The sequence below is a fragment of the Heyndrickxia oleronia genome (assembly GCF_017809215.1).
Lineage (GTDB): Bacteria > Bacillota > Bacilli > Bacillales > Bacillaceae_C > Heyndrickxia > Heyndrickxia oleronia.
In genome coordinates, this window is sequence record NZ_CP065424.1 from 1,865,852 (window position 1) to 1,890,115 (window position 24,264).

At 33.9% G+C, this 24,264-nt stretch carries 23 protein-coding genes and 1 pseudogene; 15 read left to right on the forward strand and 9 right to left on the reverse strand.

The features are described from left to right. Positions 1–18 precede the first annotated feature (18 nt). The 6 genes from rpoD (at position 19) to I5818_RS09340 (ending at position 5,692) form a co-directional block, all read left to right on the forward strand. Positions 19–1,155 carry an RNA polymerase sigma factor RpoD gene (rpoD, locus tag I5818_RS09315; protein ID WP_058002152.1) on the forward strand — a complete coding sequence of 379 codons (1,137 nt, stop codon included), beginning with the start codon at positions 19–21 and terminating at the stop codon, positions 1,153–1,155. A gap of 202 nt (positions 1,156–1,357) precedes the next feature. Further along, the gene (locus I5818_RS09320; RefSeq protein ID WP_058002153.1) at positions 1,358–1,897 is read left to right on the forward strand and encodes a hypothetical protein; all 540 of its coding nucleotides are present in this window, start codon (positions 1,358–1,360) and stop codon (positions 1,895–1,897) included. A 98-nt stretch (positions 1,898–1,995) separates the two neighbouring features. Beyond that, complete coding sequence (locus I5818_RS09325) at positions 1,996–3,138, forward strand: acyl-CoA dehydrogenase family protein (protein ID WP_058002154.1); 1,143 nt, start codon at positions 1,996–1,998, stop codon at positions 3,136–3,138. Between the two features lie 263 nt (positions 3,139–3,401). Further along, positions 3,402–3,764, forward strand: a complete 363-nt coding sequence (gene cccA / locus I5818_RS09330; RefSeq protein ID WP_058002155.1) for a cytochrome c550 — start codon at positions 3,402–3,404, stop codon at positions 3,762–3,764. Between the two features lie 108 nt (positions 3,765–3,872). Next, positions 3,873–4,577, forward strand: coding sequence for a tRNA (adenine(22)-N(1))-methyltransferase (locus I5818_RS09335; RefSeq protein ID WP_058002156.1), 705 nt, complete (start codon positions 3,873–3,875; stop codon positions 4,575–4,577). Further along, complete coding sequence (locus tag I5818_RS09340; protein ID WP_071976190.1) at positions 4,574–5,692, forward strand: Nif3-like dinuclear metal center hexameric protein; 1,119 nt, start codon at positions 4,574–4,576, stop codon at positions 5,690–5,692. Before I5818_RS09335 ends, I5818_RS09340 begins: the two co-directional genes overlap by 4 nt. A gap of 57 nt (positions 5,693–5,749) precedes the next feature. Here I5818_RS09340 and I5818_RS09345 read toward each other — a convergent pair whose 3' ends face one another. Next, positions 5,750–6,703 carry a 4-hydroxy-3-methylbut-2-enyl diphosphate reductase gene (locus I5818_RS09345; RefSeq protein ID WP_058002158.1) on the reverse strand — a complete coding sequence of 318 codons (954 nt, stop codon included), beginning with the start codon at positions 6,701–6,703 and terminating at the stop codon, positions 5,750–5,752. 137 nt (positions 6,704–6,840) lie between these two features. Then, positions 6,841–7,545, reverse strand: a complete 705-nt coding sequence (gene vrrA, locus I5818_RS09350; protein WP_078110243.1) for a VrrA/YqfQ family protein — start codon at positions 7,543–7,545, stop codon at positions 6,841–6,843. Positions 7,546–7,778: 233 nt separating this feature from the next. On the opposite strand from vrrA, the gene I5818_RS09355 reads away from it, so the two are divergent. Both I5818_RS09355 and I5818_RS09360 read left to right on the forward strand, forming a co-directional pair. Next, complete coding sequence (locus I5818_RS09355; RefSeq protein ID WP_058002160.1) at positions 7,779–9,089, forward strand: DEAD/DEAH box helicase; 1,311 nt, start codon at positions 7,779–7,781, stop codon at positions 9,087–9,089. Between the two features lie 29 nt (positions 9,090–9,118). Beyond that, a complete protein-coding gene (locus I5818_RS09360; protein ID WP_078110242.1) occupies positions 9,119–10,012 on the forward strand; it encodes a deoxyribonuclease IV in 894 nt (297 codons plus the stop codon). Between the two features lie 32 nt (positions 10,013–10,044). On the opposite strand, the gene I5818_RS09365 is transcribed toward I5818_RS09360, so the two are convergent. Continuing rightward, positions 10,045–10,299 (reverse strand): DUF2624 domain-containing protein, encoded by a 255-nt coding sequence (locus tag I5818_RS09365; RefSeq protein ID WP_058002162.1) that lies wholly within the window; start codon positions 10,297–10,299, stop codon positions 10,045–10,047. A 212-nt stretch (positions 10,300–10,511) separates the two neighbouring features. Here I5818_RS09365 and I5818_RS09370 point away from each other — a divergent pair, with 212 nt between their 5' ends. Then, entirely contained in the window at positions 10,512–10,934 is a 423-nt protein-coding gene (locus I5818_RS09370) for a Fur family transcriptional regulator (RefSeq protein WP_058002163.1), read from the forward strand. A gap of 41 nt (positions 10,935–10,975) precedes the next feature. Here I5818_RS09370 and I5818_RS09375 read toward each other — a convergent pair whose 3' ends face one another. Next, positions 10,976–11,551 carry a hypothetical protein gene (locus tag I5818_RS09375; RefSeq protein WP_071976187.1) on the reverse strand — a complete coding sequence of 192 codons (576 nt, stop codon included), beginning with the start codon at positions 11,549–11,551 and terminating at the stop codon, positions 10,976–10,978. Positions 11,552–11,753: 202 nt separating this feature from the next. Here I5818_RS09375 and I5818_RS09380 point away from each other — a divergent pair, with 202 nt between their 5' ends. After that, positions 11,754–12,131: a DUF4190 domain-containing protein gene (locus I5818_RS09380; RefSeq protein WP_058002165.1), complete on the forward strand. Its 378-nt coding sequence runs from the start codon at positions 11,754–11,756 to the stop codon at positions 12,129–12,131. An 89-nt stretch (positions 12,132–12,220) separates the two neighbouring features. Here I5818_RS09380 and ispG read toward each other — a convergent pair whose 3' ends face one another. The 3 genes from ispG to I5818_RS09395 form a co-directional block, all read right to left on the reverse strand. Continuing rightward, positions 12,221–13,315, reverse strand: a complete 1,095-nt coding sequence (gene ispG, locus I5818_RS09385; RefSeq protein WP_139254887.1) for a flavodoxin-dependent (E)-4-hydroxy-3-methylbut-2-enyl-diphosphate synthase — start codon at positions 13,313–13,315, stop codon at positions 12,221–12,223. Positions 13,316–13,432: 117 nt separating this feature from the next. Further along, the gene (locus I5818_RS09390) at positions 13,433–13,756 is read right to left on the reverse strand and encodes a LysM peptidoglycan-binding domain-containing protein (protein ID WP_078110241.1); all 324 of its coding nucleotides are present in this window, start codon (positions 13,754–13,756) and stop codon (positions 13,433–13,435) included. A gap of 111 nt (positions 13,757–13,867) precedes the next feature. Further along, positions 13,868–14,641, reverse strand: coding sequence for a DUF1189 domain-containing protein (locus I5818_RS09395; protein WP_078110240.1), 774 nt, complete (start codon positions 14,639–14,641; stop codon positions 13,868–13,870). A gap of 236 nt (positions 14,642–14,877) precedes the next feature. Here I5818_RS09395 and sodA point away from each other — a divergent pair, with 236 nt between their 5' ends. From sodA to I5818_RS09420, 5 genes and pseudogenes are all read left to right on the forward strand, one after another. Next, positions 14,878–15,486 (forward strand): superoxide dismutase SodA, encoded by a 609-nt coding sequence (gene sodA, locus I5818_RS09400; protein ID WP_078110239.1) that lies wholly within the window; start codon positions 14,878–14,880, stop codon positions 15,484–15,486. A 189-nt stretch (positions 15,487–15,675) separates the two neighbouring features. Then, positions 15,676–16,893, forward strand: a complete 1,218-nt coding sequence (locus tag I5818_RS09405) for an MFS transporter (RefSeq protein ID WP_071976183.1) — start codon at positions 15,676–15,678, stop codon at positions 16,891–16,893. A 127-nt stretch (positions 16,894–17,020) separates the two neighbouring features. Then, positions 17,021–19,198 carry a peptidoglycan D,D-transpeptidase FtsI family protein gene (locus I5818_RS09410; RefSeq protein ID WP_078110238.1) on the forward strand — a complete coding sequence of 726 codons (2,178 nt, stop codon included), beginning with the start codon at positions 17,021–17,023 and terminating at the stop codon, positions 19,196–19,198. A gap of 124 nt (positions 19,199–19,322) precedes the next feature. Beyond that, positions 19,323–21,497 carry a peptidoglycan D,D-transpeptidase FtsI family protein gene (locus tag I5818_RS09415; protein ID WP_276514095.1) on the forward strand — a complete coding sequence of 725 codons (2,175 nt, stop codon included), beginning with the start codon at positions 19,323–19,325 and terminating at the stop codon, positions 21,495–21,497. 236 nt (positions 21,498–21,733) lie between these two features. Next, a pseudogene (locus I5818_RS09420) lies at positions 21,734–23,057 on the forward strand (IS3 family transposase). Positions 23,058–23,131: 74 nt separating this feature from the next. Here I5818_RS09420 and I5818_RS09425 read toward each other — a convergent pair. Together I5818_RS09425 and I5818_RS09430 are read right to left on the reverse strand one after the other, a co-directional pair. Further along, positions 23,132–23,668 (reverse strand): endolytic transglycosylase MltG, encoded by a 537-nt coding sequence (locus tag I5818_RS09425; RefSeq protein WP_058002173.1) that lies wholly within the window; start codon positions 23,666–23,668, stop codon positions 23,132–23,134. Positions 23,669–23,687: 19 nt separating this feature from the next. Next, positions 23,688–24,047 (reverse strand): hypothetical protein, encoded by a 360-nt coding sequence (locus I5818_RS09430; protein ID WP_058002174.1) that lies wholly within the window; start codon positions 24,045–24,047, stop codon positions 23,688–23,690. Positions 24,048–24,264 lie beyond the last annotated feature (217 nt).

The window sequence follows — 24,264 nt, forward strand, 5'->3', positions numbered from 1 at the left end:
TTGGAAGGAGGGGGACAGATGGCTGAAAAATCAGCTCGTTCCAAAGAAATTGAATCCGAATTAACTCTTGATCAAGCTAAAGAACAACTAGTTGAGCGTGGTAAAAAAAGAGGAGTATTAACATATGAAGTGATTTCAAGTAAATTAGGTCATTTTGAATTAGACTCTGAACAAATGGATGAATTTTATGAATACTTAGGTGAACAAGGTATTGAAATCTCAGAGGAAAATGATGACGATGAAGATGAAGATGCTCCTAATTTACATGAATTAGAGAAAGATGATGAAGAGTTTGACCTTAATGATTTAAGCGTTCCTCCAGGTGTAAAAATAAATGATCCAGTGAGAATGTACTTAAAGGAAATTGGTCGAGTAGACTTACTATCTGCTGAAGAGGAAATATCATTAGCTAAACGTATCGAGCAAGGTGATGAAGAGGCAAAAAGAAGACTTGCTGAAGCTAACCTCCGCTTGGTTGTAAGTATTGCAAAGCGTTATGTGGGCCGTGGCATGTTGTTTCTAGATTTAATTCAAGAAGGTAATATGGGCCTCATTAAAGCAGTTGAAAAGTTCGACTATGATAAAGGCTTTAAATTCAGTACTTATGCTACATGGTGGATTCGTCAAGCGATCACTCGTGCTATTGCCGATCAAGCTCGTACAATACGTATTCCTGTTCATATGGTAGAAACCATTAACAAATTAATTCGTGTTCAAAGACAGCTTCTTCAAGACTTAGGGCGAGAACCATCTCCAGAAGAGATTGCTGAAGAAATGGATTTAACTCCAGAAAAGGTTCGTGAAATTTTAAAAATTGCCCAAGAACCAGTTTCTTTAGAGACACCAATAGGTGAAGAGGATGATTCACATCTTGGCGATTTTATCGAAGATCAAGACGCTACATCACCTTCAGAACATGCTGCTTACGAATTATTAAAAGAGCAACTAGAAGATGTGCTTGACACATTAACAGATCGTGAAGAAAACGTACTTCGTCTACGTTTTGGTTTAGACGATGGGCGTACAAGAACACTAGAAGAAGTTGGAAAAGTATTTGGCGTTACCCGTGAACGTATTCGTCAAATTGAAGCGAAAGCACTTCGAAAGCTTCGCCATCCTTCTAGAAGCAAACGTTTAAAAGACTTCTTGGAATAAGATTGAATATGGGGCTGTCTATTGAAGGTGGGACGACACTTAAATCCTGTACCTAGAACGAATAATTTGTTCGTTCTAGGTATTGGAATGTGGGTCTTCCCCTTTTACTTTTAGACAGTCCTATTTTTGTTTTACCGAAATTTAGTCGAAAAAAAGGATTTTTTACCTCTTATCTCGAAAGAGTATTTAGGATGTGTTGCATATGAATTCTTCACGTAAAGAAGTAATTATTAAAGAAATTATTTATTGGAAAGAACATAAAATGCTGCCTGATCATTATTGTGATTATTTACTTGCCCTTTATAGTGAGGGTGAGTTTGAAAATAATCATAATGATAGGATGAAAGGTAATAAATTAGTCAATAGGTTATCATTATTTCTAATTTTAATTAGTGCTTTATTGCTTATTTCATTATTTGTCATTTATTTTACTGAATTAGCTTTTGTTTTGCAAATGATGATTTTGACAAGTTTTGTCGTTTTATTACTAATCTTAGGAATTTATTATTCTAAAAAAGAAACCTGGTACTATATTTTTTATATTAGTTCTGCCATTTTATTGCTATTATTATCCGTTCAACTAACCGATCAGTTTTTTAATCACTATTCTATTGCCTTATTAATTACACTTTTTTTAAATTGTATTTTATGGGTAGTAACAGGTTGGAAATTAAAATTATTATTTTTTACTGTTTCCGGAGTAGTAGGAATAATTACGTTATCAATCTATATCCTAGTATAGTAAATGAATTTTTCAAAACTTTTAAAAGTTGTGAAAATAATTCTACTTACATTATAATAATAAATGTAAGCGGCTACAATAGCAAAGGGGGATATAGAATGAATTTTCATCTTACTGCAGAACAGGAAATGATTCGGCAAACAATAAAGGAATTTGCTACAGAAGAAGTGGAAAAAGGGGCATTAGAAAGAGATATTAATAAAGAATTTCCGATGGAAATTATAAATAAACTAGCAAAACTAGGAATGATGGGACTTCCATTTCCAGAAGAATACGGCGGTGCAGGTGCAGATACGATAAGTTTCGCAATTGTAGTGGAAGAATTAAGTCGAGCATGTGGTTCAACTGGAATTACATATTCGGCCCATATCTCACTCGGAGGGGCACCAATTAATATGTTTGGAACGGAGAAGCAAAAACAGAAATATTTAGTGCCAATTTGTACCGGAGAATCATTAGGAGCATTTGGTTTAACTGAGCCAAGTGCAGGCTCTGATGCAGGGGGAACAAAGACTACTGCTGTTGAGGATGGAAATGATTTTATTATTAATGGGAATAAATGCTTTATAACAAATGCAAGTTATGCCAAACATGTAGCTTTAACAGCTATTACAGGAATGGATAAGTCTAAGAAAGAAATTAGTTCAATTATTGTGCCAACAGATGCAGCAGGATTTTCTATTATTAACAATTATGAAAAAATGGGACTTCATGCGTCGAACACTACCGAATTAGTCTTAGAAGATGTAAGGGTTCCTCAGGAAAATTTATTAGGAGAAAAAGGTCAGGGTTTTAAACAGTTTCTAGTTACATTGGATGGTGGAAGAATTGGAATTGGAGCAATGGCAGTAGGTATCGCTCAAGCAGCATATGAGAAGTCATTACAATACGTAAAGGAAAGAAAACAATTTGGTCGATCACTATCGCAGTTCCAAGTTACCCAATTTAAAATCGCAGATATGGCGATGAAAATTGAACTTGCTAGAAACATGGTATATAAAGCTGCTTGGTTAAAGGATCAAGGGAAACCATTTTCTAAGGAAGCAGCTATGTGTAAATTATATGCCTCAGAGGTTTGCATGGAAATTACGAATCAAGCCGTTCAAATACATGGTGGAAATGGTTATATGAAAGACTATCATGTTGAAAGATTTATGAGAGATGCGAAGTTACTTGAAATTGGGGAAGGGACATCTGAGGTACAAAGAATGGTCATTGCAAGGGAAATTGGTTGTCAATAAAAAGGATTTTATTAAATATTTTTGTATAAGAGTGATAATCTTAAACAAAGTGAAAAAAAGTTCCTTATGAAAAGTTGATAATTGAACAAACTAAATACAGAAAAAGTGAAAAACTTCATCATTAAGATGGAGTTTTTGTCTAAATTCCGAAAAAATGTTGAATCTTTGTGGTTAACCCTTTCCCTTCCAAAGTTTTTCGAGTAAAATAAAGTTGTTTGTATAATGTATTCATTTTTTACGTTTCTTACATAAGGAGGTATATTATGAAACGAAATCCTTTAATTCCTTATCTTTTAATAGGGCTATTAGGAATCGCACTTGTTTTCTTTCTATCTGTAAAAGGTTTAGGAGATGCTAAAGAGATAGCAAAAGAAAAAGAAGGTGGGGGAGAAGAAGTAGCAACAAAATTTGAACCAGAAGCCTTTGCCAAATCAACATGTATTAGTTGCCATGGGAATAACCTTGAAGGTGCTACAGGGCCAAATTTACATGGTATGGGTGAAAAGCTAGGCAAGGATAAGCTAAAAGATGTTCTGAAAAATGGGACAACTGGCGGTATGCCTGGTGGATTAGTTAAGGCTGAAAATATTGATGCTATGGCAGATTGGCTAATGAAATTAAAATAAGCAGATATTAAGCCAAAGGAGTTCTTTGCATTTTGCAAGGAGCTCTTTTTTGTATAGAATATGTTTATGTGGATGTTAGGTCCTAGTTTAAAATAAAGTGGTGAAAACATGAATAGTGAAAAACTTTCAAAACGTTTAGAAATGGTTAGTCAATATCTATTAAAAAATTCAACTTTTGCAGATATTGGTTCAGATCATGCGTATTTACCGTGCTATGCGATTAAAAAGGGTCTAGCAAAATACGCAATTGCAGGTGAAGTAGTTGAGGGGCCATACCAAACAGCAAAACAACAAGTCATGGAATGTGGGTACGAAAGTAGTATCTCTGTCCGTAAAGGTGATGGCTTAGAGGTCCTCCAACCTAATGAGGTGGATTGTATTACGATTGCTGGAATGGGTGGACCATTAATTGCATCTATACTAGAAAATGGTAAGGACCGTTTGTTAGGTGTAAAGAGATTAATTCTTCAACCCAATATTGGAGCTAATCATATTCGGAATTGGTGCGTACAAAATAATTGGGTAATCATTGCTGAGGAAATTTTAGAGGAAGATGAAAAAATTTATGAGATTATTGTTGCAGAAAATAATGAACGTGCGGAGGTAACTCATTTAACGGATGCAGAATTATTATTAGGACCGTTTCTGATGCAGGAAAAAAGCGATGTCTTTATTAAAAAATGGTCGGATGAATTAAAGCAATGGAGAATAATTTTGGATCGAATGAATCTTGCAGAAAATCAAGAGAAAATAATTGAAAGAAAACTAGCCATTGAAAAAAATATATCTTTGGTTGAGGAGGTATTAACATGAAGAAAGTAAACGGGCATGAAATTATACAGCTATTTGAACAGTTTTCACCTAAAAAGTATGCGATGGAAGGTGATCCTATTGGCCTTCAAATTGGGCGTTTAAATAAGCCAGTTCAAACTGTTATGATTGCTCTAGATGTATTGGAGGAGGTAGTTGACGAAGCCATTCAAAATAATGTTCAATTGATTATTGCACATCATCCAATCATCTTTCGACCATTAAAAAATGTTTTAACAGAGCAGTCACAAGGTAAAATTATTGAAAAACTTATTAAACATGATATTGCTGTTTATGCTGCCCATACAAATTTAGATGTGGCCAAGGGTGGCGTAAATGATTTATTAGCAAAGGCCCTTGGTATACAGCATACTGAAATATTAGATCCTACATATGAAGAAAAATTAAAAAAATTAGTTGTCTATGTACCGATTGATCATGAAGAGGCAGTTAGGAATGCGCTTGGTGCTGCTGGAGCTGGAGCTATTGGTCATTATAGCCATTGTACATTTAGTGCTCAAGGGACAGGGAGATTTTTACCTGATGAGCAGACCACACCATACATTGGTAAAGCAGGAACACTTGAAGAGGTAAAAGAAGTACGTATAGAAACCATTTTTCCAGCTAAATTAGAAAAAAAAGTGATAAATGCTATGCTGCAATCCCATCCATATGAGGAGGTCGCATTTGATATTTATCCACTTGAAAACCAAGGTGAGATGTTAGGGTTAGGACGGATAGGTCAATTACAAGAAGAAATGACACTTAAGGAATTTGCAGAACATGTGAAGCAATCATTAGATGTCAATTTCGTAAGGGTGGTTGGCGACTTACAAGATCGCATTAAGAAAGTTGCAGTTTTAGGTGGGGATGGTAATAAGTATTTTTCTAGAGCGAAGTTTAAAGGAGCCGATGTTTTTGTTACAGGTGACTTTTACTACCATAATGCACATGATGCGATGAGTATTGGACTAAATATTGTTGACCCGGGTCATAATGTCGAAAAGGTAATGAAAACAGGTGTTGCCGAGCAACTTTCTAAAATGAGTATGGAAAAAGGCTTTGATGTGAAGTATATTGCTTCAAAGATCCATACTGATCCTTTTACTATTATTTAGAGTCTTTTTATTAATCTATTCTAGTTTATACAAAAAAATAAAATCCCCGAGGGGATTTTATTTTTTTGTAGCTAATTTTTTTACTTTCGGTAGAATTTTATGAAGTGGAACTTGTTTTTCATGTTTCCAAGTTTCTTCATTTTCAGGATCAAATTGATCAAGAAAAGTAATAACTTCCCGAACAATTGGGGTTGGAGTTGAGGCTCCAGCTGTTACTGCAACTTTTTTTGCGTCTTTAATCCAGTCAATTTCAATTTCAGAGATATCGGCAATTCGATAGGCTTTAGTATGTGCAATTTGTTCTGATACTTGCGCAAGACGATTAGAGTTATTACTTTTAGGATCACCAACAACAATAAGTACATCCGCTTCTCCAGCTTGTTGAGCCACCGCTTCTTGTCTAACTTGAGTAGCAAGGCAGATTTCTTTGTGTTGCTCAACATACGGATACTTTTCTTTCACTTTGTCCATAATATCCATAACATCCCATTGACTCATTGTTGTTTGATTTGTGACAATAACTTTTTTATTTGCTACGTCTAATTGTTCTACATCCTCAATCGTTTCAACTAGATGTACAATGTCAGGAGCTACACCAAACGCTCCCTCAGGTTCGGGATGTCCTTTTTTTCCGATATATATAACATCAAAACCTTCAGCTTTTTTTTCACGAATCAGATCATGTGTCTTCGTTACATCTGGACAAGTAGCATCAATAGTAACAAGTCCTTTATTTTTTGCTAATTCTCTAACCTCGGGTGAAACTCCGTGGGCAGTGAAAATTACAGTACCTTTGTCCACCTTTTCAAGGATTTCTCTACGATTTTTTCCATCGAGAGTAATAATCCCTTCTTCAGCAAACGCATCAGTAACATGTTTATTATGAACAATCATACCCAGTATATAGATTGGGCGTGGTAATGTTTTATCTAAAGCGGCATTACGCGCGATTACCATAGCATCAACAACACCATAGCAATAACCACGTGGAGAGATTTTTAATACCTCCATACTTCATCCTCCCAACTAAAGGTTTATCCTTTAAGCATTGCATCATTCCTATTATATAAAAAATCCTCATATATTACAAAGAAAAGAAAAAACGTTAGGTAGTAACATACTCACCTAACGGAATTCATACATAAAATTTAAATATAAAGTTTAGGGACTGATTGACCTTTTTTATTTGTTTCGGTGGATTCGGATTCTATTTCGAGATCAATATCATCTGTTTTCTTAGTCATCTTTGAATTTTTAGAAGATGTTTTTTTGGAGGTATTGCCTTTTTTGGATTGTTTATTTTCGCTTTTAGTATTACTTTCACTTTCCACTTCAACTTCTTGATTCTCAGTGTCTACATTTTCGTCTGAATCATCATCTGAACCTACGCTTTTTAAACCTTTGTACATTCTCCACATCGCAGGAAGATTTTTAACTAACGGACCGTATTGTTGTACCATCGGCCCAATTTGTTGAGCCGTTCTAATCACATTTTGTGTATTATTTAAAAATGAACCAATTTTTCCTGGATTAGCAATATTGCCTAAGTTTCCAAGTAAAGAACCACCTCCACCAGTTGCACGTTGAAACCCAGCAGCTGCATTGGCCACATTGCCAGCTTGCCCTGTTCCAGCCCGTTGGAATAATCTTGAAATTAGACCACCACCAGCTCTACTCGCACTACTCCCTATTGAAGGTGGTGCACCTCCAAAGAGGGAAGGTCTTCCCATGGCTTGCATTGGTGCTTGAAACATTCTACCTTGGGGGATCATTGGGGTCCGTGGCATTGATCTAAAGGGACTTGGAAATCCTTGCATCGGTCCATTCATTGGGGGAAATCCTCTAGGTGGCATTTTTTTCCTCCTTTCTACTCATTATCCTTCTATATTACAATATGCAAATATGAAAAAAACGTCTTCTTTTGATGTCTGTTATCCATTCAAATGATAAATTTATATTAATTAACTAATTTTAAGGGTTAACTTTTTGTAGGAGTGGAAGTTTTAACTATTGTCGATTATAATAACAAAATGGACTAAAAATCATAAATTGATCGGTAAATGTCCTTACAAAAAGGAGTGTCATTGTGAAACAAAATAAATTTTCAACATTTAAGTTTAAGACATATATTGAAGAGGCGATAAATAATCTTGGTTTTTATGAGCCTACAGAAATACAACAGAAAATGATTCCTACTATCCTTAGAGGGGAAAGTGCGGTAGGACAATCTCAAACAGGAACAGGAAAAACCCATGCCTATTTACTACCTATCCTTGAAATGGTTGATCCTGAATTACAAGAGGTACAAGCTGTTATCACCGCACCAACACGTGAATTAGCCAATCAGATTTATCAAGAAATCATCAAAATAACTAAGTATCAAACGGATCAAACCATCATGAGTAAATGTTTTATTGGTGGAACCGACAAACAACGAACGATAGAAAAATTAAAAAAACAACCTCAAATTGTTGTTGGAACACCTGGACGTATTCATGATTTAATGAAAGAACAGGCTTTATTTCTTCATACCTCAAGAATTCTTGTTGTCGATGAAGCAGATATCATGTTAGATATGGGATTTTTGTATGAGGTGGATCAAATTGCTGGGAAAATGCCTCAAAATTTACAAATGCTTGTTTTTTCAGCTACAATCCCTGAAAAATTAAAACCATTTTTAAAGAAATATATGGAGAATCCGAAATATGAACATGTCCAGCCTACACATATTTCTGCACAAAATATTGAGCACAATCTAGTACCTTTACGTAGCAGAGAGAAAATTGACTTATTGTTTGATATGTTAATTTCATATAACCCATATTTAGCGATTGTCTTTACAAATACAAAATCAATGGCTGACGAGGTAGCAGATAATCTTCTTGAAAAAGGTTTAAAAGTTGGAAGAATTCATGGAGATTTATCTCCTCGTGAAAGAACAAAAATGATGAAGCAAATTCGAAATCTTGAATTTCAGTATATTGTTGCGACGGATTTAGCGGCCCGTGGAATTGATATAGAAGGGGTAAGTCATGTTATTAATTATGAATTACCCCAGGATTTAGATTTTTATATTCATCGAGCTGGAAGGACTGCAAGAGCTGGCTATTCTGGAATTGCTACTACTATCTATCAGCCTTCAGATGAAGATGCTTTAAATAGGTTAGAAAAAATGGGGATTGTTTTTAGTTATAAAGATTTACAAAAAGGCGAGTGGGTTTCTATCGCTGAACGTAACAAAAGAAAAAACCGTAAAAAACAGGTAGATGAAATAGAAGAAAAAGCAAGAAATATGATGAAAAAGCCAAGAAAAGTAAAGCCTGGGTACAAAAAGAAAATTAATCAACAGGTTGAAAAAATGAAAAAGAGAGAAAGAAAACTACAAAAACGTAAATAAAATAAGTCAATGATATGGAGTGAGGAGAAATGCTAAAACTAGGATCACATGTATCAATGAGTGGAAAGAAAATGTTGCTTGGGGCAAGTGAAGAGGCTGTTTCATTTGGTGCTAATACGTTCATGATCTATACAGGAGCCCCTCAAAATACGAGAAGAAAAAAGATAGAAGATCTAAATATTGAAGCAGGCCTTGCTCATATGAAAGAAAATGGTATTGAGGAAATCATTGTTCATGCACCTTATATTATTAATATCGGTAATACGGTAAACCCAGCAACGTTTGAACTTGGGGTAAATTTTTTAGGAACCGAAATTGAAAGAACAGAAGCGATCGGAGCAAAACAAATTGTTCTTCACCCAGGCGCACATGTTGGGGAAGGAGCAGAAAAGGGAATTGAGCAGATAATCAAAGGTTTAAATGAAGTTCTTACAACTAATCAAAATGTTCAAATCGCTTTGGAAACGATGGCAGGAAAAGGTTCTGAATGTGGACGATCCTTTGAAGAATTAGCTAAAATTATAGATGGGGTACATCATAATGATAAGCTATCAATTTGTTTTGATACATGTCATACACATGATGCGGGTTATGATATAATTAATAATTTTGATGGAGTATTAGATGAGTTCGATCGTTTAATTGGGCTTGAACGCATTAAAGTTCTTCACATCAATGATAGTAAAAATGTAACAGGATCCAGAAAAGATCGACATGAAAACATCGGATTTGGACATATTGGATTTGATGCATTAAATTATATTGTTCATCACCCTCAATTAGCTGATATTCCTAAAATTTTAGAAACTCCATTTGTTGGTGAAGATAAAAATAATAAAAAAGCACCGTATAAGCAAGAAATTGCAATGCTAAGAAATAAGCAATTCAATGAAAATTTACTGACTGATATAGTAAATGAATAAAAAACATTGAGGGGATAATTCCCTCAATGTTTTTATTTTGTGAATTGGATAAAAATACGATTAATTTCTTTTGCCGTTTCAGGTCCAGTTATTTTTGCTACTGCTTTAATAAGTTTTGTTCGTTCTGCATCATCAAAAATATTAACTTGTTTTCCACGTAAATAGGCAGCGATTTTATGTGCATTACTCTTTGATAATTGAACATTAAATTGTTTAGCGTATTTTAATAATTCATCACCTGTAATCATGTTGATTTTGTAATTAATTACATTTTGTAGTAATTTCATCTGTACATCACCCCTCATTGATACATATGAAGGGGACATTATAAATGTTCATAGAAATACTATTTTTTATCAAAAATTCACAAAGTTGCCTCCATAATGGTAAGAATCAAGTTGATAAATTTACATATTATATTTTCTCATGTATACTTAAAGAAGAAGAATAAATCGAAATCATTCTTAAATGAATAGCATCTTTAAAAGAGGTGTAAACCATGCAAGTGACAAGTGCAATACAAAAACTAAAAGATAAGGGATTTAAACATACAGGTAAAAGAGAGCAAATGCTTGAGTTATTTGCTTCAAATAATAGGTATTTGACGGCAAAAGATGTTCTTGAATATATGAAGGACGATTATCCGGGATTAAGCTTTGATACAATTTACCGTAATTTATCCTTATTCGTGGATCTTGGAATTCTAGAAGCAACTGAATTGTCAGGTGAGAAAAATTTTAGGTTTAGTTGTGCAACAAGAGAACATCATCATCATTTTATATGTCTTGACTGTGGAAAAACAAAAGAAATTCAAACATGTCCAATGGCAGTATTAGATGAGGATTTAGTCGGTTATAATGTTTCAGGACATAAGTTCGAGATATACGGTAAATGTCCTGAATGTATAAAAATAAATGGATAAAAAAATCATAAGGAATAAACCTTATGATTTTTTTGACTTTTTTATTGTTGATTCTTCATCCAGGATTCTACCCATTTTTCTGCCTCATACCAGTTCTTCACTCTTATGACTCCTTCAGGAATAGAGTCTCTATTATAAGGTGTATCAAATAAAATAACTGGAATGCCAAGCTCTTCGTGAATCATTACAGCATTATCATGCTTATCCTCCATAAAGAGATCTACTTCATATTTTTTTGCTGTCTCTATCTTATGATGGGATCCAATCAGTTCAATATGGTGGTAATGTAAATCATTCTTATTAAACCATTTTTCAGTCACATCTAATAAATGGGAGCTTCTTGCACTTATAAAGAACAATTGGAATTGCTCTTTCCATTTCGTTAAAACTTCCTTTGCTCCGATTGCAAGCGGTGACTCAGAATAAATGATTGGTTCAGATTCAGTAAACCATTCGTAAAATTCCTTTGGAGGTATATTTATAACATTAGTTAATTCATATTCAGTAATATCTTCTAAAGTTAACTTTAAGTGATATTTATCATTAATATAGGGAATTAAGGAATCAGGATGGGTGACGGTTCCATCAATATCAATTCCAAATCTTTTTTTTATCATTTTTATAACTCCTTTAGCAGTTTCAAATAGTATCGAATATGTAACATTAAAAAGTGTAACATATTTATTTAAAAAGTGAACATAAATAGGATTTTATCGTTTTAATATGATTTGGTACTGGAAAAGATTGTTGTCATGAAATAATAAGAATAGCACACAATAATAATGCTCCTGCACTTACTATTAGAAAGTGAGGGATATTATGAATGATGAAACACGTTATGACAAGCTAGAAGATAGTTTTCATAAAGAACGTATGGAAGACAAGGAAAATCATGACTATCATGAGGAAACGGCTGCAGAAGTTGCTGCACCGGTTTCGTTTAATCGTGATCGTGGAAATGATGTAAGTGAAGACAAGGATCATGAACATGCTCATGTTAGTGGAAAAGTCATTGGCTGGTCAGCATTAGCGTTATCTGTTCTATCCCTATTTTTTTTACCGATAGTACTTGGGGCCGCTGGAACTATACTTGGCTTTGTTGCAAGAAGAAGGGGAGCAAGAGCTTTAGGTGCATGGAGTATCGGAATTGGTGTTGTTTCACTTATCCTTGGAATTTTTGTTCAACCATTTTTTTAAATAGGCTAGTGATTTAGAAAAATTAAAATAATGGATCGCTTGAATGTAGGAGCCAAAAAGAAAAAGTGCGGATCAATTCCGCACTTTTCTTATGCTTTTTGTTCATTTTTTTGTTTTTGATAATATTCTTCAGCAATTTGGTCGATTTCTTTTTTTAATTCTTCAACCATTGTTTCTTCAGGTACCTTACGGACGATTTGGCCTTTCCGGAATAAAAGACCTTCACCACGTGCACCTGCAATACCTATATCAGCTTCACGTGCCTCTCCAGGACCATTTACAGCACAGCCTAATACAGAAACCTTAATAGGTGCTTTAATCGTTGAAATGTATTCTTCAACCTCATTAGCAATACTGATTAAATCAATTTCAATTCTGCCACATGTTGGGCATGAAATTAACGTTGCTGCGTTCGATGCTAATCCAAAAGATTTAAGTAGTTCTCTAGCTACTTTTATTTCTTCAACAGGATCGGCACTAAGTGAAATACGAAGTGTATTACCGATTCCTTTACTTAAAATAGCTCCTAAACCTGCAGCACTTTTAACAGTACCGGAAAATAATGTTCCAGATTCAGTAATACCAAGATGTAAAGGATAATCAAATGCACGAGCAGCCTTTTCGTATGCTTCGATTGCAAGGTTAACATCAGATGCTTTCATTGAAACAATAATATCGTGAAAATCAAGATCTTCTAGAATTTTAATATGGTGTAATGCACTTTCGACCATACCATCTGCTGTTGGATATCCGTATTTTTGTAAAATATGTCTTTCTAAGCTACCAGCATTGACACCGATACGAATAGGAATACCTTTTTCTTTTGCAGCATTAACCACAGCTTCTACTTTTTCTCTTTTACCAATATTACCTGGGTTAATACGAATTTTATCCACTCCGCCTTCAATGGCCTTTAAGGCTAAGCGGTAATCAAAATGTATATCTGCCACTAATGGGATATTAATTCTTTTTTTAATTTCCGGAATGGCGTTTGCTGCTCTTTCATCTGGACAAGCGACGCGTACAATTTGACAACCAGCTTCTTCTAAACGTTTAATTTGAGCTACTGTCGCTTCCACATCATGTGTTTTTGTCGTCGTCATGCTTTGAATAAAAAGTTCATTGCTGCCCCCGATCGTTAGGTTCCCAACCTTAACGGGACGAGTTTTTGAACGATGTGTAATTTCACCCAAGGGTAATTCGCTCCTTTATATTAAAAACAATTATAATTAGTTATAACCATTTGTATTGTATCAGTATTTCGCTATTATTGACAAGGAATTGAAGCTAGATTATTTATTTCAGTACAAAGGTATCTTATATATTTGACCAATTTGAATTTCTTCTGGCTTTATTCCGTTGTTCAATTGAATGAAATCATTTATGACTTTGTCGATAGACACCGAAAGCGGGATTTTGTTAACTTCTTCAACGACGGATAGGACAGTATCTCCAGGCTTAATGATTATTTCTTTATAAGAAAAGGGTTTTTTTGCAGTAGATGGTTTAGTATTTTCCTTTACTTCGGAAGCATGTGAGATAGCTGGAATAGTACCAAAATTTAAATCAATATAGATACTGTAAATTACAATAATTACTGCGACGAATGCGAGAATTTTTTTCAAGACTAGCGCCTCCTTTTTTAGAATATATATGCTAGTCCCGAAGAAATATGACAAAAAAACTGGCTTTTTTTAGAGCTAATATTTATGCTCACCATTAAGCCAGTTTTTTTGTCATGCTTTAATTTTTGGTTGTGGTATTTCACGAATGCTTAGATAGAGCATAATGAAACAAACGATCCAGTTAATAAAAAGTCCACCAGGAACAACTGTTTTTATAGCATCCATTAAAAAGAAAAATACAGTTGGCAAGGTAATACTATGTGCAGCAAGCCGCCAGCTTTGACGGTATTGAAGTTTACGATTAAGAGCTTGAGCGATTAGAACCCCAATACCTGCAAAAATAGATACTTTTATAAATCCTAATGCAGCAGTAAATAAATATAGAAAAACAAAAATGATTGGTAGCACAATCCAAAGAACCCCATGAATGGATGTTAAAAATTTATCGATATCTTTATTTTCCATTTTATTATCTTGAAAAGTAGAATAAGAGAAATTTTGACCTGTTTGATTATTAACAACAAAAAATTCATCTTTTAATAAAGCAATCGCATTTCCATGATTTCTAACATCATTTTCCGTGGTCTGTCCAGTTGAATCAAATATAATATCAAAGCCATCCTTTTTGATAATGATCGGTTTACTTTCATTTGAAGTTAATTCACCGTTTTCAATGATAAACGGAGGTAATTCGTCCATAAAAATTTGCTTTCCTTCGTTTAATGCTTGAATAGACATTTTTGATAGATGATAAAGACTAGGAATTGTTGAAAGTAGCATTAGTAAAAATACATATAATATCGTCCTTCCGATGCCAAGAAAACGATATTTGGCAATATCCTTTGGTGAATATAAGCTTTTAATAAAACGTTGGATAATCGTCATTAAACATCACTTCCTTCATTACACTATTCTAGATTTGTACAACTATTTATCATTTTAGATTTTTTTTTACTAAATGTCATTTCAAATTGTGAATTATTAAGGAAGTTTCTAAGTCAGGGAATTTTTTTCTAAAAAAATAGGCAATATATTTGCCCAACACCTACTAACTTTGGTAATCTTAAGTTGAATATAATGAATCATTTGATTCAATCACTTTACATAGGGAGGAATTTACCATGGCATTTGAACTACCACAATTACCTTATGCATATGACGCTCTTGAGCCACATATTGATAAGGAAACTATGAATATTCATCACACAAAACATCATAACACATATGTTACAAACTTAAACGCTGCACTTGAAGGAAATGATGAACTTCTTAACAAATCAGTAGAAGAAGTAATCGCAAACCTAGATGCAGTTCCTGAAGCTAAACGTACAGCTGTACGTAATAATGGTGGCGGACATGCAAACCATTCATTATTCTGGAAGCTTTTATCTCCAAATGGTGGAGGAGAACCCACTGGTGAGTTGGCTGAAGCGATTAATAAAAAATTCGGTAGCCTTGACAAATTTAAAGAAGAATTTGCAACAGCAGCTGCTGGACGTTTTGGTTCAGGCTGGGCTTGGTTAGTTGTAAATAATGGTGAATTAGAAGTAACAAGCACTCCAAACCAAGACAATCCAATTATGGAAGGTAAAACACCAATTTTAGGCTTAGATGTTTGGGAACATGCTTATTACTTAAATTATCAAAATCGCCGTCCTGATTACATTAAAGCATTTTGGAATGTAATAAATTGGGATGAAGTAGCTAAATTATATTCAGCTGCAAAGTAATAAAATAACTAAAGCACCGGTTTTCCGGTGCTTTTATTATTTTATCTAAAAAAGATTGTTCAACCACTTTTTGCTGAATTAACAAAGAAATTGTGAAAAATAATAAAGATAAAAAAGTGCCTTCGCAAAAATATGTATAATGTCCCCCCTTTTTCAAAAGCTATAAAGGATGAAAAAGGGGAGTTTTTTATGATATTTCGAAAATGGTTAGGTGAAGTTGAATTAACAAAAGATCTTTCTTTATTGTTATTTATTGGTGGTATATATTCACTCAGTGTGGCACTTTCAAATACTTTTGTAAACATTTACTTATGGAAACAATCAGGTGAATTTATTGATTTAGCAGTTTATAATTTATCAGTTGTTATTTTTCAACCACTTACATTTATTCTTGCTGGGCGGTGGGCGAAAAAAATAGACAGAGTCATCGTATTAAGAATTGGTGTGATTTTTCTGGCCCTTTTTTATATTTCGGTGCTGCTTTTTGGTGAACATGCATCAAGATATTTAATTGTTTTAGGAGGTCTGTTAGGAATTGGTTATGGCTTTTATTGGTTAGCCTTTAATGTCCTAACATTTGAAATCACTGAGCCAGAGACAAGAGATTTTTTTAACGGTTTTTTAGGAACTTTGAGCTCTGGAGGAGGCATGATAGGTCCAATATTAGCAGGATATATCATTTCGAGATTTGTTTCAAATCTTGGTTACACCATTGTGTTTGGTCTTTCTCTTACTCTTTTTGCACTAGCTGTAGTTTTGAGCTTCTTTATTAAAAGGCGTCCTGCTCATGGAAGTTATTTATTAGCTCGTGTTTTGAGTCAAAGAAAAAATGATGAGAATTGGCGGCTAATTACCACTGCTCATTTTTTTCAAGGCTTACGAGATGGAACATTCGCTTTCATCATATCCGTTTTTGTGTTTGTGTCAACAGGAAGCGAATTCGCTTTAGGAACTTTTGGATTAATAAATTCAGGAATTTCCTTTATTGCCTATTCAATTGTTCCGAAATTTATTAAAAATAAGTTTCGAAAAAAAGCGATTCTATTAGGAGGAATTCTTTTATATGGAGCAATTTATATTATTGTATTTGATTTCAGTTACGTTAGATTATTGATTTATGCAGCTGTTATTGCCATCGCCTATCCGATCGTTCTAGTCCCATACATTTCGATGACATATGATGTAATAGGGAAAGGCTGGAAGGCGGCAGAAGCGAGAATTGAATATATCGTTGTGCGAGAACTCTTTTTAAATCTCGGTAGAATTGTCTCCATCCTAGCATTTATTGGAGCTATAACATTTTTTAATCAAGATAAAAGCATACCATTTCTATTGATGATTTTAGGTGCAGGATACTTATGTGTGTTTTATTTTTTAAGAAGAGTAAAATTTCAATCTATGACTTAGATTAAAAAGATGTCCCATGATTTATGGTGACATCTTTTTTTTGTTTAGATATTTCTAAATTTTAATACTATTTCACCGTTTTTTCTTTTACAATATAAGAAAGGGATTAAGAGAAAGTGGTGAAAAAATGAGTAAGAAAAAAAAAGTTTATATTCCTATTAGAATGAATATCCTTTTTTTTATTGTTTTTCTATTATTTTCTTTGTTGATCTTTCGTTTAGGTATTGTTCAAATTGTTTATGGGGACACATACAAAAATGAGATTAAGAAAACACAAGATGTAATCATTTCGATACCAGTCCCTCGGGGTCAGATTATTGATCGAAATGGATATTTGATCGTTGGGAATCAACCTCTTAATGCCATCACTTATACTAGACCACAATCAATTGAAACCGAACAAATACTAGAAATTGCTAAAAAATTGGCTAGGATGATCAATAAAAAGTCTGAAGAAGATATAAAAGCCATAACGGAGAGGGATCGAAAAGACTTCTGGATTTTAAAACATCCTAAAGAGGCACAAGCAAAGGTTTCACCTTTAGATGAAGCAATGTTAAAGAAGAAAAAACTCGATAAAAACGAATATGATAAGGAAATATATCAATTAATTCTTAAAAGAATTACCAAAAAGGAAATCCAGTCTTTCACTGAAAAAGAGCTGGAAGTGCTTGCTATATATCGAGAAATGATGAGTGGTTACCCATTATCGCCACAAATTATTAAAAATAAAAATGTAACGAAAGAAGAAATGGCTATTATTGCAGAGAATTTAGATGTACTTCCCGGTGTCAATACGATGACAGATTGGGATCGTTATAATACTTATAAACAAGAAAATGGATATGCACCACTCGCATCAGTACTAGGAAAAATAACAACCTCTAAAGAGGGGTTACCTCGTGAATTAGCAAACTATTATGAAGCCATTGGCTATAGCCGCAATGATCGAGTCGGTAAAAGCTATTTAGAATATCAATATGAAGAGATATTGAGAGGACAAAAGGAAAAAATTAATAATGTAACGAATAAACAAGGAAATGTGGTTGAATCAAATGTCCTACGGAAAGGAAAAAGAGGGAATGATCTTGTTCTTTCAATAGATATGGAGCTTCAGCAAAAAGTAGAGGAAATTATTTCTCGAGAAATTATGAAACATAAGACCGCAAGTCAACCATACTTAGATCGGGCTTTTGTGACTGTTATGAATCCTAATACGGGTGAAATACTAGCTTTGGGTGGGAAGTTATTGGAGGCAGATAAGACAGGTAATAACCAAATGGTTGATTTTGCATTAGGAAATATGATCACATCTTATTCGATGGGTTCCACTGTCAAGGCTGCTACGGTGTTAACCGGATATCAAACAGGTGCAATTGCTCCTAACACTTATCTGGAGGATCGCCCTTTATACTTTAAAGATACGAAGAAAAAAAGTTCATGGAATACGAGTGGATTTGGTCAAATAAATGATCTTTACGCATTAAAAAGATCGTCAAATGTCTATATGTTTTTAACAGCGATGAAAATAGGGGGGCAACAAACCTACATCCCGAATGGACCTCTTTATATTGATAAAGTAGAAGCATTAAAAAAGTTCCGTCATAATTTTGCGCAATTTGGGTTAGGTGTTAAAACAGGAATTGACTTGCCGGGAGAACAGATTGGTTACGGAGGAGCAATACCTGATGAACCAGGGAAAGTATTAGACTTTGCCATTGGACAATATGATACCTATACACCTCTCCAGCTTGTACAATACATTTCTACTATTGCTAATGGAGGGTATCGGATTCAGCCACATCTTGCTAAGGAAATTCGTGAACCAGGAGAGCATATGAGTGAATTAGGTCCAATTATACAGGAAATTAGTCCGAAGATATTAAATAAACTAGACATGAAAACAGAATGGATTGAACGTGTACAGCAAGGACTAATTTCTGTCGTTAATGAACCATTAGGAACAGGTTATGGAATGATTAAAAATAAGCAATTTAAAATTGCCGGGAAAACAGGTACAGCACAAGCACAATATGACGGACCAAAAGCAGGTCATCCGATGCTTTGGAACCTGACGTTTGCTGGTTATGCACCCTATGATAATCCTGAGGTGGCCATTTCTGTTGTCGTTCCGTGGTCTGTTACAGATAAGAATTTTTCACCTAATCTTGTTATAGCAGATGAAGTATTTAAAGCCTATTTTGACCTAAAGAAAAATCGTGGTGAAATGGAGAACAGTACTACGATACAAACAATAAAAAAACAAACGGATACAACTAAAAATGAAGAAACCATCGAGGAATAGCTAAGAAAAAAGTTTCATTATTTTTTTACATTTTTCCTTTTATTTCTTCATTATATTTATAGAATTTCTCCCTCTTTTCCTATACAATGTAGAGTGATGTAGAAAAGTGGGAGGGATTTGTCTATTGAAGAAAACGAAAAAGAAAAAAAAGGCGTTTGTCGGCTTAAGAATGAATATTCTTTTTTTTGTTGTCTTTATACTTTTTTCTGTCCTCATTCTTCGCTTAGGAATCGTTCAGATTGTATATGGTGATGATTATAAACGGGAAATTGATAGAAAAGAGAATGTAACGGTAAATACCTCTGTACCACGTGGTAAAATCTTAGATCGTAATGGTAAATTAGTAGTTGGTAATAAACCGTTAAATGCGATTACATATACTAGACCACAAAATATTAAGCAAGAGGATATTTTAAAAGTTGCAAAGGATTTAGCAAAGATTATAAAAAAAGATACAGAAGAAGACTTTAAGGCAATAACTGTTAGAGATAAAAAAGATTTTTGGATCTTAAATCATCCGAAACAGGCTGACGAAAAAGTTACAAAGGCTGAAAAAGAAAAACTTAAAAATGATAATACAAAGATCTATAAACTAACACTTGATCGAATTACAGATGATGAAATCAATTCTTTTTCAAAGCAAGAGTTAGAGGTATTAGCAATCTATCGTGAGATGATTGGAGGATATCCTCTTTCTCCACAAATAATAAAAAATAAAAATGTTTCACCTGATGAATATGCCATTGTTAGTGAAAATCTTGATTCACTACCTGGTGTCAATACGACTACTGATTGGGATCGATATAATGTTTATAAGGACGAAGCTGGCAATGAAACTCTTGGGTCTGTGATTGGCAAAATTTCCAGTTCTAAAGAGGGCTTGCCAAAAGAACTTGTTGATTACTACTTAGCAAGAGATTATAGTCGAAACGATCGAGTAGGAAAAAGTTACATAGAATATCAATACGAGGATGTTCTACAGGGTCGAAAAGAGAAAGTGAAAAATGTTACAGACAAGGCGGGAAATGTATTAGAATCAGATGTTATAAGGGAAGGTAAACGAGGAGATGATCTCGTACTCTCCATAGATATCGAATTCCAGCAAGCGGTTGAAAAGATAATTAAGGAAAAATTAGCAAAGGCAAAAATTGGCCAACCCTATATAGATCGAGCATTTGTTTCAGTAATGAATCCTAATTCTGGTGAAGTTTTAGCAATGGCAGGTAAGCAATATATTCGTGATAAAGAAACGGGTTCTACTGATGTTGCTGATTTTGCTTTAGGAAATATGACTACTTCTTATTCAGCTGGTTCAGTCGTTAAAGGTGCAACTGTATTAACTGGATATCAAACAGGAGCAATTCATCCGGGTGAAGTAATTAGAGATGAACCTGTTTATTTAGCTGGAACAAAGGTTAAAAAATCATGGAAGACGATGGGAAGTATAAATGACTTAACTGCACTAAAACAATCTTCCAACGTATATATGTTTAAAACTGCAATGAAAATTGGAGGACAGCAAAATTATATTCCGCATGGAAAGTTAAGCATTGATAAAATTGATGCAATAAATAAGTTTCGGATGAATTTTGCACAATTTGGTTTAGGGATTAAAACAGGTATTGATTTACCTGGAGAACAAACAGGGTATGGTGCTGGTCAAATACCTCCAGAGTCAGGGAAAGTTCTGGACTTTGCCATCGGACAGTATGACACTTATACACCACTTCAGCTTGTTCAATATGTTTCTACAATTGCCAATGGGGGTTACCGAATTCAACCTCATATAGGAAAAGAAGTTCGTGAGCCAAATGAAAAAATCGATGAGATGGGTCCTGTAATTCAAGAAATCCAACCCAAAGTGTTGAATAAAGTGGATATGAAGACCGAATGGATTGAAAGGGTACAAGATGGTTTTAAATTAGTCGTGAATGATCCTAATGGTACAGGATATGCAACGATAAAAAATAAAAAATATAAAATTGCTGGTAAAACTGGAACAGCCCAAGCACTTTATGACGGACCGTTACCTGTTCATCCTATGTTATATAACTTGACTTTTGTAGGCTATGCCCCATATGATAATCCAGAAATTGCACTTTCAGTCGTTTTACCTTGGTCAACTACTGATAAAACACACGTAAATCTTGAAATTGCTGACGAAGTTTTTAAAGCATATTTTGAATTAAAAGAAAAACGTGCAAAAGAAGGATTAACTAAATCAAGCTCAACAAATAAAGTTGAAAATATAGACGATGCAAAAAAACAAGCAAATACGACAGAGGATCAATCAGAATAGTTTTGAATATCTTAAATTAAACTATGAAATAATTTTAAACAATGCAAATGGTTCATTAAAAAATAGAAACTCATATTCAAAACTTATGCTATTTTTCTAATAAAAAGAAACCACCTAGAGTAATCTGAACTGAACCCCGAATAGTAGACACTTAAAAAAAAGTGCCCTATTCGGGGTTTTTTCTATGGGAAAAGCCCGTTATACTTAACATAATTAATTTGAACGGGAGTTATCTTATGAGTAAAATCTATTTTAATGAACATCAACGTCAACTATTAGAAGCCAATCCCAATGTTGCTTCAGTATCTGACCGAGCGATTCAATATACACCTGAATTTAAAATTAAAGCAGTAAATGAGAACTTAGCTGGGAAAGGACCTACTCAAATCTTTATAGAAAATGGGTTTGATCTTGAAATGATTGGCCCTAAAAAGCTAAATCAGCTTTGAAGCGTTGGAGAAATACTTTTAATCAATATGGAGAAAATGGTTTTGGAAGAACGTAGAGGAAAAGGAAGTACGGGAAGACCAACAACTAGTGAGTTATCCGCTGATAAGAAGCTAGAAAAAGCAGAGGCTCGTATTCGTTATCTCGAAGCTGAAATTGAATTACTAAAAAAGCTAGAGGAACTCGAAAGGAAGGCGAAGAAACACAAGTAGCTCCACATGAAAAATACGCAGTCATCAATGAAGTAATTCGTAAATATCAACTAATCAATAGTGTCTCTGAGCTATGTACTGTCGCACATGTTAGTCGCAGTGGTTATTATGCATGGCTGCGGAATACTGAAAAACATGCCATTCGAGAGAACAATGATTATGAGGATTATCTCTTTTTAAAGTGCATCTATGATGCATTCAAAGGGAAAGTTGGCTATCGTGGACTTTATATGAAAGTATGTGAATTACTTGAAAACCCAATGAACCCAAAGAAAATACGCCGTCTAATGCGCAAGTATAATTTCTTTGCGAAAGTGCGACGTGCAAACCCATATAAAAATATTGCAAAAGCTACTCAAGAACATAAGACATTACCAAATAGATTAAACCGTGAATTTACACAAGACGAGCCGGAAAAAGTATTTTTAACTGACATTACCTATTTAAAGTATCGAGGAAAAACAGCCTATCTATCCTGTGTTAAGGATGTCGCTACACGTGAAATAGTGGCATATGAATTATCACAAACATTGAAAATGTCGATTGTTTACAATACTCTAGCAAAATTAGAAGAGAAATTAGGGAATAATATACATCCAGAAGCCATGATACACTCTGATCAAGGTTTCCATTACACGCATCCAGAATTTCAAAAAAAAGGGTGAAACAGATGAATTTGAAACAATCTATGTCACGTAGAGGGAACTGTATCGATAATGCACCAATGGAATCCTTCTTTGGACATATGAAAGATGAAATGGACTATAAAGAAGTTCATACATTTGAAGAACTAAAACAATTAGTTAATCAATATATGATTTTCTATAATGCATCAAGAAGACAATGGAATTTAAAAAAGATGACTCCGGCAGAATACCGAAGTCATCTAATCGCTGCTTAAATAGCAGGGTTACTTTTATTAAACTGTCCGAAATTTAGGGCGCAGTTCAATCTAGGTGGTTTCTTTCATTTACGTTATCTACCTTTTGTAATAATAACAGCAATTTCTTTATAATCCATTTCATTTGTTACATTAAAGTCACCAAGTTGGATTTTTTCATGATATTTATTTTTAATTAAATACTCAACAAAATTTCCTTGATGATCAATAATTTTTGCTGCCTTTAGCTTTTCTGCTATTTGGTTAGGAGTCATTCCCTTTTTTATTGTTAATTGATATTTTACAATTGGTTCTTTAGTTGTTTCTTTCTTTGCTGTATCTTTTGTTGTATCTTTTTTCGGTTCTTTTTCAGTTTTATCGGATTTTGTCTTTGACTTATCATCCTTAGGTTTTACTGAAGTTTCCTTATTCTTCGCTGAAAGGGCCTTATACTTTTCTTCCCATTCTGTTTTTTCTTTTTTCATTTGATTATATTCAGTTTCTTTAACTTGGACATAGCCTTTTTTTACAGCCGCTTCCTTGTCACCAGAATCAAATGGTTTAAAAATTAGGATGAGTATGGCTGAAAGTAAAAGACCTGCAGCGAAGGCTCTCGTTATTTGTTTGCCCATATGTATTTCACCCGCCTTCTTACTGGTTTAAAAAGTTAGCAATCACATTTTTTACTTCTGCTTGAGCTAAAGCGGATTGTTTGGATATTTGCTCAACGCTTAAACCTTGCTTAAATAAAGCAATTACTTGGTTCCTTAATATTTCATTGACAATAGGCTTGTCCGATTTTGATAGCTCTTTTTTCATCAATTGATCATCAACAAGAAGTTCTTCCTCTAAAACTTTAATTCGTTTATTCATTTGATAGGTTTCTTGATATAGATTCATAGAAAGATCGTCCAATTCTTTCTTTACATTTGATGATTGATCCTTTTGAAAAAAGGATACGATAAATAATATAATGGACAAAATGAGCAGCAAAATAATTAATGCACTCATATACTCACCCTTTCAATTTTTTGCTCCTTTTCATTTATAGCATAAACAAACGGTTTCTTCCATAATTATGATGTATTATTATTCTGGAAGGTTCTTCAAGTATCAAAACTTTTTATTCTTCTTGAAAAGGAAATAAAAACGGACTAGCATTTCCATAAGAAAAATGATATTATAGAAAAGTCGTATGAATAGTGATGAATGCAATGAAGTTTGGAGG

Coding starts and splice junctions, on each gene's coding strand:
- I5818_RS09365 (WP_058002162.1), bottom strand. CDS start 10,299: ATGAAATTACTACAAAATGTAATTAATTACAAAATCAACATGATTACA.
- I5818_RS09335 (WP_058002156.1), top strand. CDS start 3,873: ATGAATAGTGAAAAACTTTCAAAACGTTTAGAAATGGTTAGTCAATAT.
- vrrA (WP_078110243.1), bottom strand. CDS start 7,545: ATGCCACCTAGAGGATTTCCCCCAATGAATGGACCGATGCAAGGATTT.
- I5818_RS09410 (WP_078110238.1), top strand. CDS start 17,021: ATGAGTAAGAAAAAAAAAGTTTATATTCCTATTAGAATGAATATCCTT.
- cccA (WP_058002155.1), top strand. CDS start 3,402: ATGAAACGAAATCCTTTAATTCCTTATCTTTTAATAGGGCTATTAGGA.
- I5818_RS09325 (WP_058002154.1), top strand. CDS start 1,996: ATGAATTTTCATCTTACTGCAGAACAGGAAATGATTCGGCAAACAATA.
- I5818_RS09425 (WP_058002173.1), bottom strand. CDS start 23,668: ATGGGCAAACAAATAACGAGAGCCTTCGCTGCAGGTCTTTTACTTTCA.
- I5818_RS09360 (WP_078110242.1), top strand. CDS start 9,119: ATGCTAAAACTAGGATCACATGTATCAATGAGTGGAAAGAAAATGTTG.
- I5818_RS09430 (WP_058002174.1), bottom strand. CDS start 24,047: ATGAGTGCATTAATTATTTTGCTGCTCATTTTGTCCATTATATTATTT.
- I5818_RS09405 (WP_071976183.1), top strand. CDS start 15,676: ATGATATTTCGAAAATGGTTAGGTGAAGTTGAATTAACAAAAGATCTT.
- rpoD (WP_058002152.1), top strand. CDS start 19: ATGGCTGAAAAATCAGCTCGTTCCAAAGAAATTGAATCCGAATTAACT.
- I5818_RS09370 (WP_058002163.1), top strand. CDS start 10,512: ATGCAAGTGACAAGTGCAATACAAAAACTAAAAGATAAGGGATTTAAA.
- I5818_RS09375 (WP_071976187.1), bottom strand. CDS start 11,551: ATGATAAAAAAAAGATTTGGAATTGATATTGATGGAACCGTCACCCAT.
- I5818_RS09395 (WP_078110240.1), bottom strand. CDS start 14,641: ATGACGATTATCCAACGTTTTATTAAAAGCTTATATTCACCAAAGGAT.
- I5818_RS09380 (WP_058002165.1), top strand. CDS start 11,754: ATGAATGATGAAACACGTTATGACAAGCTAGAAGATAGTTTTCATAAA.
- I5818_RS09345 (WP_058002158.1), bottom strand. CDS start 6,703: ATGGAGGTATTAAAAATCTCTCCACGTGGTTATTGCTATGGTGTTGTT.
- I5818_RS09320 (WP_058002153.1), top strand. CDS start 1,358: ATGAATTCTTCACGTAAAGAAGTAATTATTAAAGAAATTATTTATTGG.
- I5818_RS09340 (WP_071976190.1), top strand. CDS start 4,574: ATGAAGAAAGTAAACGGGCATGAAATTATACAGCTATTTGAACAGTTT.
- sodA (WP_078110239.1), top strand. CDS start 14,878: ATGGCATTTGAACTACCACAATTACCTTATGCATATGACGCTCTTGAG.